At 61.7% G+C, this 13,925-nt stretch carries 13 protein-coding genes; 11 read left to right on the top strand and 2 right to left on the bottom strand.

Annotation, left to right across the window (positions count from 1 at the left end; genetic code table 11):
• Positions 1-123: 123 nt before the first annotated feature.
• From L4G42_RS21510 to L4G42_RS21545, 8 genes are all read left to right on the top strand, one after another.
• Positions 124-639: a DUF4142 domain-containing protein gene (locus L4G42_RS21510; protein ID WP_237253406.1), complete on the top strand. Its 516-nt coding sequence runs from the start codon at positions 124-126 to the stop codon at positions 637-639.
• A 133-nt stretch (positions 640-772) separates the two neighbouring features.
• Positions 773-1,015 (top strand): hypothetical protein, encoded by a 243-nt coding sequence (locus tag L4G42_RS21515; RefSeq protein WP_237253407.1) that lies wholly within the window; start codon positions 773-775, stop codon positions 1,013-1,015.
• Positions 1,016-1,704: 689 nt separating this feature from the next.
• Complete coding sequence (ligD, locus tag L4G42_RS21520) at positions 1,705-4,416, top strand: DNA ligase D (protein WP_237259653.1); 2,712 nt, start codon at positions 1,705-1,707, stop codon at positions 4,414-4,416.
• A 351-nt stretch (positions 4,417-4,767) separates the two neighbouring features.
• Positions 4,768-6,009 (top strand): zinc-dependent alcohol dehydrogenase, encoded by a 1,242-nt coding sequence (locus L4G42_RS21525; protein WP_237253409.1) that lies wholly within the window; start codon positions 4,768-4,770, stop codon positions 6,007-6,009.
• A 25-nt stretch (positions 6,010-6,034) separates the two neighbouring features.
• Positions 6,035-6,253 (top strand): PLD nuclease N-terminal domain-containing protein, encoded by a 219-nt coding sequence (locus tag L4G42_RS21530; protein WP_237253410.1) that lies wholly within the window; start codon positions 6,035-6,037, stop codon positions 6,251-6,253.
• A gap of 293 nt (positions 6,254-6,546) precedes the next feature.
• A complete protein-coding gene (locus L4G42_RS21535; RefSeq protein ID WP_237253411.1) occupies positions 6,547-7,311 on the top strand; it encodes an apolipoprotein A1/A4/E family protein in 765 nt (254 codons plus the stop codon).
• Positions 7,311-7,742, top strand: a complete 432-nt coding sequence (locus tag L4G42_RS21540; protein WP_237253412.1) for a phage holin family protein — start codon at positions 7,311-7,313, stop codon at positions 7,740-7,742. Before L4G42_RS21535 ends, L4G42_RS21540 begins: the two co-directional genes overlap by 1 nt.
• The gene (locus tag L4G42_RS21545) at positions 7,739-8,581 is read left to right on the top strand and encodes a DUF3618 domain-containing protein (protein WP_237253413.1); all 843 of its coding nucleotides are present in this window, start codon (positions 7,739-7,741) and stop codon (positions 8,579-8,581) included. The genes L4G42_RS21540 and L4G42_RS21545 overlap by 4 nt, the downstream gene beginning before the upstream one ends.
• A gap of 115 nt (positions 8,582-8,696) precedes the next feature.
• Here the strand turns inward: L4G42_RS21545 and L4G42_RS21550 are convergent, their stop codons facing one another.
• Positions 8,697-9,554 (bottom strand): SDR family oxidoreductase, encoded by an 858-nt coding sequence (locus L4G42_RS21550; RefSeq protein WP_237253414.1) that lies wholly within the window; start codon positions 9,552-9,554, stop codon positions 8,697-8,699.
• A 446-nt stretch (positions 9,555-10,000) separates the two neighbouring features.
• Between L4G42_RS21550 and L4G42_RS21555 the strand changes: the two genes are divergently transcribed.
• Complete coding sequence (locus L4G42_RS21555; protein ID WP_237253415.1) at positions 10,001-10,381, top strand: RidA family protein; 381 nt, start codon at positions 10,001-10,003, stop codon at positions 10,379-10,381.
• A gap of 123 nt (positions 10,382-10,504) precedes the next feature.
• Positions 10,505-12,499, top strand: a complete 1,995-nt coding sequence (locus L4G42_RS21560; protein WP_237253416.1) for a peptidase U32 family protein — start codon at positions 10,505-10,507, stop codon at positions 12,497-12,499.
• A 68-nt stretch (positions 12,500-12,567) separates the two neighbouring features.
• Here the strand turns inward: L4G42_RS21560 and L4G42_RS21565 are convergent, their stop codons facing one another.
• Entirely contained in the window at positions 12,568-12,897 is a 330-nt protein-coding gene (locus L4G42_RS21565) for a hypothetical protein (protein ID WP_237261194.1), read from the bottom strand.
• A gap of 286 nt (positions 12,898-13,183) precedes the next feature.
• On the opposite strand from L4G42_RS21565, the gene pcsA reads away from it, so the two are divergent.
• Positions 13,184-13,903, top strand: coding sequence for a phosphatidylcholine synthase (gene pcsA / locus L4G42_RS21570; RefSeq protein ID WP_133770588.1), 720 nt, complete (start codon positions 13,184-13,186; stop codon positions 13,901-13,903).
• Positions 13,904-13,925 lie beyond the last annotated feature (22 nt).

A 13,925-nucleotide genomic window follows, 5' to 3' on the forward strand; every position in this document is an offset into this window, starting at 1 on the left:
GGACGTGCGGAACATCACTTGGTAGCGGGGCGTTATTAAATTCTCTGAACGATTAATACGATAAGCGCGTCGTAACAAGTACGGGCACTCAAGCCACGTCAAGGACAGAAGAGGAACTTCACTATGGCAAATCTTATTCAGACTTCCGCACTCGCATTGTTGATGGCCATCGGTAGCCAAGGCGCTTTCGCCGCCCAGGACAATGACGACTTTGTCGAAGATGCATCCGCCAAAGGTGTGGCAGAAGTCGAAGCCGGTAAGCTTGCGCTGGAAAAAGGTACTTCCGCGGATGTGAAAACGTTTGCGGAAATGATGGTTAAAGATCACACCGCCGCCAACACTAAACTGAAAGGCATCGCTGACACCAAGAAGCTGGAAGTGTCTGACAACGCCATGCTGATGGACAAAGCGAAAGCCATGATCCTCGAACTGCGCAGCTCGAAGTCGTTTGATCAGGCGTATGCGAACAACCAGGTTGTCGCCCACGAACAAACTATCGCGCTGTTCAAGAAAGAAGCCGCTGAGGGCAAAGACGCTGATCTGAAGGCGTTCGCGACTGCGACCCTGCCGAAGCTGGAAGAGCACCTGACCCACGCCAAGGCCCTGGCCAAAGCACACGGCGGTGACGCTGCTAAATAATTCGGAAGATGCCTGTCACGGGCTGATTCGATTGTTTAGTTGAAGGAGGCAGGGTTTAGACACCCTGCCTTTTTCATGTTTGCCCGTGTGTAATAACGCCAACCGCGCCTGTCCCTATAACGTGAGGCCCGACATGAGCAATGCAACCCGCAATCAAATGGCCGTTGTCCTCAATCAACTAAACGAACTTCGCAGCAGCGTGAACGAATTGTTCCGGCTTGAGCTTTCCGACGTCACCGAGCTCACCGGGCACCAGACGGTGGACGACAAACAGAGCATCGCCCAATGCTTCGCCACGCTGGACGCCTCCATCGTCGACATGGAGCAGACCCTGGCGATGCTGGCGGAAGCGACGGAGCAGCGTGGGGCTGTTTAGCCTCTCCACTCCCAAGGCCAGGCCATTCATTTTGCAGTGTCTCCATTGACGCCTTCCCGGCTAAAGCCGGTCCCACCATCAGACCACGCTGCACCTGTAGGACCGGCTTCAGCCGGGAAGACGCCCGTTTAGACGCCGATATTTCGCGGTGTACCACCGGCCCCCTTCCCGGCTAAAGCCGGTCCCACTATCAGACCACGCTGCACCTGTAGGACCGGCTTCAGCCGGGAACAGGCCCGGTCAGGCGCCGATATTTTGCGGTGTGCCACCCGACGCTTTCCCGGCTGAAGCCGGTCCTACTATCAGACCGCGCTGCACCTGTAGGACCGGCTTCAGCCGGGAAGACGCCCGTTTAGACGCCGATATTTCGCGGTGTACCACCGTCCCCCTTCCCGGCTAAAGCCGGTCCCACCATTAGACCACGCTGCACCTGTAGGACCGGCTTCAGCCGGGAACAGGCCCATTCAGGCGCCGATATTTTGCGGTGTGCCACCCGACGCCTTCCTGGCTAAAGCCAGTCCTACTATCAGACCGCGCTGCACCTGTAGGACCGGCTTCAGCCGGGAACCGGCCTGTTGAGGCGCCATCATTGTTGCGGGTGCAAGGAGACGATTGCCCCGCCCCCGGAACTCCGCCCTCGCCGCGAACTCTGCGTTTAACAGACACATGCCGCAGGGTGAGGGATTTCCATGAGCGCCGGACTGGACGAATACAACCGCAAGCGAGATTTCGACGCGACGCCAGAGCCGTCAGGCAACATAAAGAAAAAGCGCGCTTCGACCAAGAAGGCAGCCCATGCCCTGCAGTTCTGCATCCAGAAGCATGACGCCTCCCGCCTGCATTACGATTTCCGCCTCGAAATCGATGGCACGCTGAAAAGCTGGGCCGTGCCCAAAGGCCCCTCGCTGGACCCCAAAGCCAAGCGCCTGGCGGTGCACGTCGAGGATCACCCCATTGCGTACGCCACCTTCGAGGGCAGCATTCCCGAGGGGCATTATGGGGCGGGCGACGTCATCGTCTGGGACCGCGGCGTGTGGACCCCCCTCTCCGACCCTGCCGAAGCCTACGCCAAGGGCAAGCTCAAATTTGCACTGCAGGGCGAGAAGCTCGGCGGCGTGTGGAACCTGGTCAAGACGCACATTCCCGGCAAGCAGGAGCAGTGGTTTCTGATCAAGCATCAGGACGAATTCGCCAAGCCGGAAACCGACTACGACGTGGTCAAGGCGCTGCCCGACAGCGTGCTCAGCGAGCGCACCCTGATTCCCAAAAAGCGCGGGGCCAAAACGACGTCATCCGGGGCGGCGCCTTCCAAGTCTGCAAAGTCCAAGTCGGCAGCGCCCAAGCCTGACGAGCCGAAGCCCGTAGAGAAGGTCCCTGCCCCTCGGAAAAAATCCGCCAAGGCGCAACTGGTCGGCGCCGAGCCCGCCGATCTGCCGGACCTCATCAAGCCGGAACTGGCCACGCTGGTGGAATCGGCCCCAGAGGGCGACTGGCGCTACGAGATCAAGTTCGACGGCTACCGGGTCATGGCGCGGGTCGCCGACGGCAAGGTGCAGCTGTTCACCCGCAATGGCCATGACTGGACGCACAAACTGCCGCGTCAGGCCGAAGCCATCGCCGGGCTGGGCCTCGAGTCGGCCTGGCTCGACGGCGAAATGGTCGTCGCCAACGACGACGGCGTGCCCGACTTCCAGGCGCTGCAGAATGCCTTCGAGGCCGGCCGCAGCGGCAACATCATTTATTACCTGTTCGACATGCCCTTCCTGAACGGCATGGACCTGCGCGAAGTGCCGGTGGAGCAGCGCCGCGCTGCGCTGTCCAAGGTGCTGGAACGGACCGACGACGAAGTGCTCAGGTACTCCGAAGACTTCGCCGAAGTGCCGGAAGTCCTGCTCAACAGCGCCTGCCAGATGAAGATGGAGGGCCTGATCGGCAAACGCGTCGGCAGCCCTTATGTGTCGCGCCGCAGCGCTGACTGGATAAAGCTCAAGTGCAAACGCCGCCAGGAATTCGTCGTCGTGGGCTATACCGATCCGAAGGGCGCGCGCAGCAAATTCGGCGCGTTGCTGCTGGGTTTGCACGATGCCGACAGTGGCGAGCTGAGGTACGCCGGCAAGGTCGGCACCGGGTTCAATGAAGCGACATTGGGCACGATCTACGACCAGCTGACGCCGCTCCACGCCAGGAAGGCTGCGGTGGTCAATCCGCCCACCGGCTTTGAAGCCAAGGGCGTGCACTGGCTGAAACCGGTGCTGCTGGCGGAAGTGGCCTTCGCCGAGATCACCCAAGAGGGATCGGTGCGGCACGCGGTGTTCCATGGCCTGCGCACCGACAAGCCTGCCGAATCGATCACCGAAGAGTGCCCTGCTCCGGCACCTTCTGCCGATCAAACGTCCGCGCCAGCGCCGGAACCAGAAGAGCCAGAAGAGAAACCAAAGCCCGCGCGCAAACGCGCAACAGCATCCAAGGCAGTCAAGTCTGAAGAAAGCCGGCATGGATCAGCAGCCCCAACCGACGCCACAACGGGCAAGATCCGCCTGACCCACCCCGAGCGGGTGATCGACCCCACCAGCGGCGCGACCAAGCGTGACCTAGCCGATTACTACATCCGCATTTCCGACTGGCTCCTGCCGCAACTGGCCCAACGCCCTGTGGCGCTGGTGCGGGCACCGGAGGGCATCGGCGGCGAGCTGTTCTTCCAGAAAAACGCCGACCGCCTCGCCATCCCCGGCATCGAGACCATGGGCAAGGAATACACCGGCCATCCGGTCATGCTGATCAACAACATCGAAGCGCTGATCGGTGCCGTGCAGATGAGCGCCATGGAGCTGCACACCTGGAACGCCGTCGCCAAGGACCTTGAGCGGCCGGACCGTTTCATTCTCGACCTCGACCCTGATCCGGCGCTGCCCTGGAAGACCATGGTGGAAGCCACGCAACTGACCCTCGCCGTGCTGGATGAACTGGGGCTCAAATCGTTCCTGAAAACCAGCGGTGGCAAAGGTATTCATGTGGTCGTGCCGCTGACGCCGAAAGCGGACTGGGACGCCGTCAAGGATTTCAGCCACGCCATCGTCAAGCACATCGCCAGGCTGCTGCCGGAGCGGTTTTCAGCGGTGTCGGGGCCGAAGAACCGCATTGGCAAGATCTTCATCGATTACCTGCGCAACGGCCTCGGCGCCACCACCATTTGCGCGTACTCAGTGCGCACACGGGAAGGCCTGCCGGTGTCGGTGCCGATCTATCGCGAGGAATTGCTGGAGATCAAAGGCGCCAACGCCTGGGACATCAACACCGTCCACGAACGCCTCGCCGAACTGGACAGCGACCCGTGGGCGGACATGGGCAAAACCCGGCAGACCATTACCGCAGAGATGCGCAAGCGGGTCGGGCTCAAATAACCCCGCCGCGCACACTTGTAGGACCGCATTCATCTTGTAGGACCGGCTTCAGCCGGGAAAGCGCCAGTGGCCACACTGCGAAAATGAGGGCGTCTGCACCGGCCTCTTCCCGGCTAAAGCCGGTCCTACTGGCACCGCATTCATCCTGTAGGACCGGCTTCAGCCGGGAACGCGTCGGCAGCCACACTGCAAAATTAATGGCGCTCACACTGACCTCTTCCCGGCTAAAGCCGGTCCTACTGGCACCGCACACACCGCTAATCCCCCCACCGCTGCAAAGTCCTGAACTAAACCCCTCGCCGTCTGCTCCGCTACTTAGTTGCCCATTATTACTCGCGGAGAAAAACCACAATGAGAGCACTCACCTACCACGGCGCCCATGACGTGAAGGTCGACACCGTTGCCGATCCGGTCCTCGAACAACCTGACGACATCATCCTGCGCGTGACCGCCACGGCGATCTGCGGCTCCGACCTGCACTTGTATCGCGGCAAGATCCCCACCGTCGAACACGGCGATATCTTCGGCCACGAATTCATGGGCATCGTCGAAGACACCGGCTCAGCCGTGACCGCTGTGCAGCGCGGCGACCGGGTGGTGATCCCCTTCGTCATTGCCTGCGGCGAATGCTTCTTCTGCAACATGGACCTCTATGCCGCCTGCGAAACCACCAACACCGGTCGCGGCGCGATCATCAACAAGAAGGCCATTCCACCAGGGGCCGCGCTGTTCGGCTTCAGCCACTTGTACGGCGGCATCCCCGGCGGCCAGGCTGAATACGTGCGCGTGCCCAAGGCCAACACCGGCCCGTTCAAAGTCCCTGGCACGCTGTCGGACGAGAAGGTGTTGTTCCTCTCCGACATCCTGCCCACCGGTTACCAGGCAGTCATGAACACCGGCATCGGCCAGGGTTCGAGCATCGCCATCTACGGCGCGGGTCCTGTGGGGTTGATGGCTGCGGCCGTGGCCCGGATGCTCGGCGCCGATCAGATTTTCATGGTGGACCATCACGCTTACCGGCTGGCGTACGCCCAGGCCACCTACGGCGTGATTCCGATCAACTTCGATGAAGACGACGATCCGGCCGACACCATCATTCGTCAGACCAAGGGCATGCGTGGTGTCGACGGCGTGGTCGATGCGGTGGGCTTCGAAGCCAAGGGCAGCACCACCGAAACCATTCTGACCAACCTGAAAATCGAAGGCAGCAGCGGCAAGGCCTTGCGCCAGTGCATTGCTGCCGTACGCCGTGGTGGTGTGGTCAGCGTGCCGGGCGTGTACGCCGGTTTCATCCACGGCTTCCTGTTCGGCGATGCGTTCGACAAGGGCCTGACCTTCAAGATGGGCCAGACCCACGTGCAGCGTTACCTGCCGGAACTGCTGGGACACATCGAGGCCGGCCGTCTCGCGCCCGAAGCGATCATCAGCCACCGCATGTCCCTGGAGCAGGCCGCCGAGGGCTACAAGATTTTCGACAAGAAACAGGAAGACTGCCGCAAGGTCATCCTGACCCCCGGCAGCCCTGAAATCCCTCTGACTGCATCCGTCACTGAAACTGAAACTGAAACACTCACCGGCATCCCCGCCATGTGATCCCGCGCACACCGAGGACAATGAAATGGAAACGCTCTTCTCGATCGCCCTGGCGGTCATCATCCTTCTGGTCGACGTGTGGGCCATCGCCAGTGTCTGGCGCAGCACCAAATCGTCCGGCACCAAGATCGGCTGGGCGGTGCTGATCTTTATCTTCCCTGTCATCGGCGTCGCCATCTGGGGCATCGCCGGCCCACGGGGCATCGCCGAAGCACCCACGTCCAAGGAGCACAGCAAGGGCTGAAGTGGGCCGATTATCCGGCGCGCGGTCGCAATGACTGCGCGCCGTTGCTGCCCGCACCTTCCCCTCGTTTAAATCAATCCACGCGCGAACAGATCGATTATTCGGCCTGCGTTTGCGGCGTTCGGATCAACCGCTCTACCGTCCGTCTTCGACCTCGAACTCCCGCTTCGCTCCGCCCCTCCACCCTTACACAGCGTGCAGATTCCCTGCAGCGTGAGATGGCCAGGTGCGCCCGTCGCAGTGTGTGCCTTTGCCCCGAATGATGTCCCGATTGATTTAAGGATGATGATCAAATGCCTACATTCAGCGAAGACACCGCAGGCGCTCAAGCGCGCCCCGCGTCTCCCGGCGAGGCGCTGCACACTCTGCAAGATAACGCGAAAGACCTGCTCGACACGGCCCGCGAACACGGCACCGAGCAGTTCGGCAGTTACCGCGACAGCGCCGCCGAGCAGATCGAAAACCTGGCCAAAACAGCAAGCGCTGCAGCTGAAGAGCTGCAAGACAAGGACACCCTGGGCATCTCCCATTACATCAGCGACATCGCCGAGAGCCTGAGCGCGTTCGCGACCAGCATGCGCGGCAAGAGCGCCGAGGAGATGCTGCAGCAGGCCGGTCGCCTGGCGCGGGAGAACCCGGCGCTGTTTGTCACCGGCAGCGTCGCGGTGGGCTTCGGGCTGTCGCGGTTCCTGCGCGCCAGCAGTCCGGACCTGACCACCTCAACCGCGTCGTCATCCGCCCCTGATTCGTCGCAGTACCGCTCAGGCGACGGCGAAACCGGCGTCAAGGCGAGTGAAAGCGAAGGTGATGGCCTGAGCGCGCGTCATTCCCACGAAGGCGACGCAGCCCACGGTGCGCCGATCCAGCGGCCGGACCCACTCGCTCCCCGCGACCCCGCCGCTCACGCCTCGGCCACACCTGACCTCGACGAGGGCAGCGGAATTCAGCAATCGGGTTTAGAACTGGGCAGCTTCAATGCAGACCCCGGAACAGCCTCCAGCCCGGCGCCCACCCATTCACCAGCGCCTGACAAGCCCGCGCCACGAGGAGAATTCTAATGTCGATCAATTCTGAACTCCCGCCGCGCGGCACCAGCAGCCACAACGGCGACCCCGACACCTCGGCGCTCGGCATCATCCGCCAGCTGGCCCACGAAGTCCCTGCGCTGATCAGCGAAGAACTCGCACTGGCCAAGGCCGAAATCCGCACCTCGGTCGCCACTGCCAAAGCCGCGTCCGCGGCCCTCGCCGGAGGCATGGTCATCATGCTGGCGGGGTTGGTGATCCTGCTGCTGGCTGCCGTCTATGCGCTGGCGATGGTCCTCGTTCCCTGGCTGGCTGCGCTGATCGTGGGCGTGGCGGCGATGATCGTCGGCTTCCTGATGGTGCAATCCGGCAGGAAACACCTTGAAGCCACCCAACTCGCCCCTGAGCGCACGATGAACTCGCTCAGCAAGGACAAAGACGCCATTCAGAGGAAAGTCTCATGAGCATCGACAGCAGGTTTGCCACCGAAGATGAACTGAACCGCGACATCCCCGATCCGCTGCTGGCGGAAAGCCCGGACGCGATCGAACGCAACATCGACGCGCGAAGGGCCAACATCGAAAACCTCGTCGACGCTTTGGAAAGCAAGCTGTCGCCCGGGCAACTCATAGATCAGGCACTGACGTTTACCAGGGAAAACGGCGGCGAGTTTTTCGGCAACCTCGGCACCTCGATCAAGAACAACCCGATGCCGATGCTGCTCACCACCGTGGGCATTTCCTGGCTGATGCTTGGGCAGAATCAAAAGCCCGGCTACACGCCCGGCAGCGGCAGTGGCGCGTCGATGTTCGGCCAACTCGGCGAGAAGCTCAGCGGCGCTGCGCAGAGCGTGAGCGAATCATTCAGCGGCGCGACGGATCACGCGCGGGAATCGGCGCATCAGGCCAGCGACAAGGTCGGCCAGTTCGGTCAATCCGCCAGCCACACACTGGACGATCTCAAGCATCAGGCCAGTGAGAAAACGGCGGCGATGAAGGACACGCTGGCATCCACTGCGGGCAATGCCCAGGATGCGCTTCTGCGTCAGAGCCGTAATTTGCAAGGCACCTTCCAGTACATGCTCCGCGAGCAGCCGTTGGCGCTCGCCGCCATGGGCATCGCGCTGGGGGCGGCACTGGGCGCTGCGCTGCCGAGCACCGAGAAGGAAAACAAGGCGTTCGGCAAGGCCAGCGACAACCTCACTCAGAAAGCCAAGGCGACGGTCAGCGAGACATGGGAAACGGTGTCCGACGCCGGCAAGAACATGGCCGACGACCTCAAGAGCACCGCCAAAGGGGTTTGACAGCGTACGCACCCGGAGACGAAAAAAAGGGGCTGCCCGGGCAGCCCCTTTTCCATGCGCGTCTTTAAGGCGCGACTTGTAAGCGTGCGCGACGCAACAGCCCCGACAGGATCAGCTACAGAATCGGCTTGCCGCCGGTCACGCCATAACGTGTCCCCGAGATGTAGCTGCCTTCGTCGGAGCCCAGCAGTACATAAATCGGTGCGACTTCCACCGGCTGGCCCGGGCGGCCCAAAGGCGTTTCTTCGCCGAAGCTTTTCACGTCGTCGTCGGTCATGGTCGACACAATCAGCGGCGTCCAGATCGGGCCGGGCGCTACGCTGTTCACGCGAATCCCGCGCTCACCCAGCAATTGCGCCAGGCCAGCGGTGAAGTTGGCAATGGCACCTTTCGTGGCTGCGTAGGGCAGCAGCGTCGGCTTCGGCGAATCGGAATTGACCGAACTGGTGTTGATGATCGAACTGCCCGCTGCCATGTGGGGCACCGCCGCTTTGCAGATGCGAAACATCGCGGTGACGTTGATATCGAAGGTTTTCACCCATTCCTCGTCGGGGATTTCCTCGAGGGTCTTGTGAGACATCTGGAACGCGGCGTTATTGACCAGCACGTCGATGCGGCCAAACTTCTTCACCGTTTCATCGACGATGGCCAGGCACTGCGCCTTCTCGGCCAGATCGCCCGGCAGCAGCAGGCATTGACGGCCGGCCTCCTCCACCCAGCGTGCGGTTTCCTTGGCATCTTCGTGTTCATCGAGGTACGAAATCGCCACGTCAGCGCCCTCACGGGCATAGGCAATCGCCACTGCGCGACCAATGCCGCTGTCGCCGCCGGTGATCAGCGCAATCTTGTTGCTCATGCGGCCCGAGCCCTTGTAGCGGGTCTCGCCGCAATCCGGGTAAGGCTCCATTCTGCTCTGATCGCCAGGCACTGGCTGCTGCTGAGGCTTGAAAGGCGGTTTCGGGTAATCAGTCATGGGGCTCTCCTTGAAATAGTCCAACGCAAACGGTCAGCGTTAAAGGTGGACTGAAGGCCCGAGGGATGAGTTCGGAGTTTTTCAAACGGCCGTGCCAGGCGGTTTCATCAGGGGTATCAACGCGGCGTCGATTATTTCCACATCCGCAACACTGTATTGCCAAATGTTAGCTAGCTAACGGAATTTACCACTGCTACTGTCAATCACGTTGAATCCGCCGATTTGACACCCCCCCGGAGCCGCCTTCACGTCAGAGATAACGTGACGGCGGCTCGCTTTTTTTGTGCCGGGGCCCTGGTGCATCGGTATGAAGATCTGATCGGAGGCCGTGACCACCCGGCCCGCAGCGACACTGTCAAGCCTCCCTTTTCCCTTCCGAATCGGACATCATGAGCACCGGCCGTTTCCTGGCCCGTCATCCACACACTCGTAGAAGAGAACTCCCCATGGCAAACCCCGACATCACCTTCACGCCGGATCCTGACGCCGATTCCATCTCCTCGGACGTCGCCGGCTTCGGCGGTCTGCTGGTGTCCACGCAGATCCCCACGCGCGCCGACGGCAGTCTGGAACTGGGCGGTATCGTCGAGCAGAGCGAGTGCACGCTGCAGGCGCTGAAAGTGGCGCTGGAACGGGCAGGCAGTTCCATGGACCGTGTTTTACACCTGACCATCTACCTCACCGACATGGCCGATCGCGCCGCTTTCAACGAAGTCTATAAACGCTTTTTCGCCAAACCCTGGCCCGTGCGCGCCGCTGTTGGCGTCGCTGCGTTGGCCGTCGAAGGCATGCGCGTGGAAGTCACGGCGATGGCCGCCAAGGCCTGATCACGCGGTTTTCCTGGCGCCCCCGCTGAACAGGCAGGCGCCATCGGGCAGCAGACGGGTGCCGGTCAAGCGTTTCGCCGCTACAATGCGCGCCTTGACCGTGACCGTGCCGAATAAAAAAATATGTCTCTGCCCAAACATCACCTGGAACTGCTCAGCCCTGCCCGCGACGTGGCCATCGCCCGCGAGGCCATTCTGCATGGCGCTGACGCGATCTACATCGGCGGCCCCAGCTTCGGCGCGCGCCACAACGCGGCCAACGACGTCAGCGAAATCGCCCAACTGGTCGAGTTCGCCCGCCGTTACCACGCCCGCGTCTTCACCACCATCAACACCATCCTTCACGACAACGAGCTGGAGCCGGCGCGCAAGCTGATCCATCAGCTCTACGACGCAGGCGTCGACGCGCTGATCGTGCAGGACCTCGGCGTGATGGAGCTGGACATTCCGCCCATCGAGCTGCACGCCAGCACCCAGACCGACATCCGCACGCTGGAACGCGCCCGCTTCCTCGATCAGGCCGGCTTCTCGCAGCTGGTGCTGGCACGCGAGCTGAACCTGCAAGAGATCCGCGCCATCGCTGACGAAACCGATGCCGCCATCGAGTTCTTCATCCACGGCGCGCTGTGCGTGGCCTTCTCCGGTCAGTGCAATATTTCCCACGCGCACACCGGGCGCAGTGCCAACCGTGGCGACTGCTCCCAGGCCTGCCGTCTGCCCTACACGCTGAAAGACGATCAGGGTCGCGTCGTTGCCTACGAAAAACACCTGCTGTCGATGAAAGACAACAACCAGAGCGCCAACCTGCGCGCACTGGTGGATGCGGGCGTGCGCTCTTTCAAGATAGAAGGCCGCTACAAGGACATGGGCTACGTGAAGAACATCACGGCCTATTACCGCCAGCGTCTGGACGAGATTCTCGAAGACCGCCCGGACCTGGCCCGCGCCTCCAGCGGCCGCACCGCGCACTTCTTCCTGCCGGACCCGGACAAGACCTTCCACCGGGGCAGCACCGACTACTTCGTCACCGACCGCAAGATCGACATCGGCGCGTTCGATTCGCCGACCTTCACCGGCCTGTTGGTCGGCGTGGTCGAGAAAGTCGGCAAGCGTGACTTGCAGGTGGTCACCCACGAGCCGCTGTCCAACGGCGACGGCCTCAACGTGCTGGTCAAGCGCGAAGTGGTGGGTTTCCGCGCCAACATCGCCGAGCCCAAAGGCGAGTTCGAGGAAGACGGCGAGAAGCGCTACCGCTACCGCGTCGAGCCCAACGAGATGCCGAAAGGCCTGCAACTGCGGCCCAACCATCCGCTCAGCCGCAACCTTGACCACAACTGGCAGCAGGCCCTGCAGAAGACCTCGGCCGAACGCCGCATCGGCCTGTCATGGGTGGCGCGTCTGCGTGAAGAGCGGCTGGAACTGGTCGCCACCAGCGAAGAAGGCATCAGCGCCCGCGTCGAGCTGAACGGCCCGTTTGGCGTCGCCAATAAACCGGAACAGGCGCTGGAGCAACTTCATGATCTGCTCGGCCAGCTCGGCACCACCGAATACCACGCGACCGCCATCGAGCTGGACGCGCCGCAAGCGTTTTTCATTCCGAACTCGCAACTCAAAGCGTTGCGCCGTGAGGTCATCGAGACCTTGACCGCCGCTCGCATCAAGGCGCACCCGCGCGGTGCCCGCAAGCCGGAAACCTCGCCGCCGCCGGTTTACCCTGAGGCGCACCTGTCGTTCCTCGCCAACGTTTACAACGAGAAGGCGCGGCACTTCTATCACCGTCACGGCGTGCAGCTGATCGACGCGGCTTACGAGGCCCACGAAGAAAAGGGCGAAGTGCCGGTGATGATCACCAAACACTGCCTGCGCTTCTCCTTCAATCTGTGCCCCAAGCAGGCCAAGGGGGTGATCGGCGTGCGCACCAAGGTGGCGCCGATGCAACTGGTGCATGGCGATGAAGTGCTGACGTTGAAGTTCGATTGCAAGCCGTGCGAAATGCACGTGATCGGCAAGATCAAGGGCCACATTCTGGGTCTGCCGCATCCGGGCAGCGGCGTTCAGGTGGTGGGACATATCAGCCCTGCCGATCTGCTGAAGACCATCCCGCGCGCGCCGCACTGATCCTGCCTTGTTGCGCTGATCGCGCTGCACCTTTTCGGAATGGAGCTTCCGGGATGCAGCGCGGTGATTCAGCGCCGTGCGACTTCGTGCTTGATGCAGCCCTCGTAATACACTTGTTTGACGCTTTCCGGCCGCAGCCGCGACGGGCTGTCGTAGGTCTGCTCCGTAATGCCCAGCGCGCGCATGCGCATCCATTGCTGGGCAAAGTGCTGGGCCTGCATCTTCTTGCGCGCGCCGTACAGCGTCAGGCCGGACAGTTTGTATTGCTGAGCGGTGCCGGCCATACCGGCACCCCAGGTGCAGAGGTCACGTTCGCTCTTGCTCGGACTGCGCGCAAACGCTTGAGAGGTCACCACAGCGAGAAGACAGAAGGTCAATACGGTTCTGAGAAATGACATGCGATTTCTTGCCTAACTGACTGATAAGGCGCGGATTCTGACGAGATAGGCCTTTTAACGGGGCCAGCATATTGCCTTCTTTCTCGCTCAGGCGACCAATGACACCTGCGCCGCTCTGTTCCATGGCGCGGCGTCACATTTGGGTAACGAAAGCCTGCGCCGCCTGCTACCGTGTAGGGGTTACGTATGAACCTTATCGACCGATCCCCGGTCGATAGATGCACCTCTGGTTCCGTCGACCGCTGCCGTACCCGACCGAACCCGCTTAATTCCAGAAGGACCGTCCATGATTCCAATTCAACGCATCGCCTGGCTCAAGGCTTGGGGCGCCCATGGTTTTACCGCCACCGGCGTGGTGCTCGCCTTTCTCGCGACCATTGCTCTGTTCGATAACCAACCCAAGGCGTGCCTGCTCTGGCTGGGCTTTGCCCTGATCGTCGATGGCGTAGACGGCTCCCTGGCGCGCAAGCTGAACGTGCAGTCGGTCCTGCCGCACTTCGACGGCTCCGTGCTCGACCTGGTGATCGATTACCTGACCTACGTGTTCATCCCCGCCCTGTTCATCTACCGCTACATCCCACTGCCGGAATACACCCTGCTGCTGACCACTTCGATCATTCTGGTGTCGTCGCTGTTCTGTTTCTGCAACGTCGAGATGAAGAGCAAGGACAACTACTTTCAGGGCTTCCCCGCCGCCTGGAACGTCGTCGCCCTGTGCGTGTACATCCTTTCCCCGGCGCCGTGGCTGACTTTCATTACTGTGATCTGCCTGGCGCTGCTGACCGTCACACGCATGAAGTTCCTGCACCCGTTCCGCGTCCGCCGCTTCATGCCCCTCAACATCGCGGTCACGGCCGTGTGGTTCTTCTGCAGCTTCCTGCTGGTCATGAACCACCCGTACAACGCGTCGGTGACGTTGTTCGTGTGGCTGGCCATGTCGGCATACTTCCTGGGGATCTGCATCTGGCGCACGTCGATGGAATGGATCGACAAAGCCCGCGTCTGACTTCCGACGACTTTCTTAAACG

The sequence above is a fragment of the Pseudomonas petrae genome (assembly GCF_021728295.1).
Taxonomy (GTDB): Bacteria; Pseudomonadota; Gammaproteobacteria; order Pseudomonadales; family Pseudomonadaceae; genus Aquipseudomonas; species Aquipseudomonas petrae.

What these genes read in the sequence shown, in the direction of transcription:
- L4G42_RS21525 (WP_237253409.1), top strand. Translation starts at nt 4,768, where the DNA reads ATGAGAGCACTCACCTACCACGGCGCCCATGACGTGAAGGTCGACACC.
- L4G42_RS21510 (WP_237253406.1), top strand. Translation starts at nt 124, where the DNA reads ATGGCAAATCTTATTCAGACTTCCGCACTCGCATTGTTGATGGCCATC.
- L4G42_RS21555 (WP_237253415.1), top strand. Translation starts at nt 10,001, where the DNA reads ATGGCAAACCCCGACATCACCTTCACGCCGGATCCTGACGCCGATTCC.
- ligD (WP_237259653.1), top strand. Translation starts at nt 1,705, where the DNA reads ATGAGCGCCGGACTGGACGAATACAACCGCAAGCGAGATTTCGACGCG.
- L4G42_RS21540 (WP_237253412.1), top strand. Translation starts at nt 7,311, where the DNA reads ATGTCGATCAATTCTGAACTCCCGCCGCGCGGCACCAGCAGCCACAAC.
- L4G42_RS21515 (WP_237253407.1), top strand. Translation starts at nt 773, where the DNA reads ATGAGCAATGCAACCCGCAATCAAATGGCCGTTGTCCTCAATCAACTA.
- L4G42_RS21550 (WP_237253414.1), bottom strand. Translation starts at nt 9,554, where the DNA reads ATGACTGATTACCCGAAACCGCCTTTCAAGCCTCAGCAGCAGCCAGTG.
- L4G42_RS21560 (WP_237253416.1), top strand. Translation starts at nt 10,505, where the DNA reads ATGTCTCTGCCCAAACATCACCTGGAACTGCTCAGCCCTGCCCGCGAC.
- pcsA (WP_133770588.1), top strand. Translation starts at nt 13,184, where the DNA reads ATGATTCCAATTCAACGCATCGCCTGGCTCAAGGCTTGGGGCGCCCAT.
- L4G42_RS21545 (WP_237253413.1), top strand. Translation starts at nt 7,739, where the DNA reads ATGAGCATCGACAGCAGGTTTGCCACCGAAGATGAACTGAACCGCGAC.
- L4G42_RS21530 (WP_237253410.1), top strand. Translation starts at nt 6,035, where the DNA reads ATGGAAACGCTCTTCTCGATCGCCCTGGCGGTCATCATCCTTCTGGTC.
- L4G42_RS21565 (WP_237261194.1), bottom strand. Translation starts at nt 12,897, where the DNA reads ATGTCATTTCTCAGAACCGTATTGACCTTCTGTCTTCTCGCTGTGGTG.
- L4G42_RS21535 (WP_237253411.1), top strand. Translation starts at nt 6,547, where the DNA reads ATGCCTACATTCAGCGAAGACACCGCAGGCGCTCAAGCGCGCCCCGCG.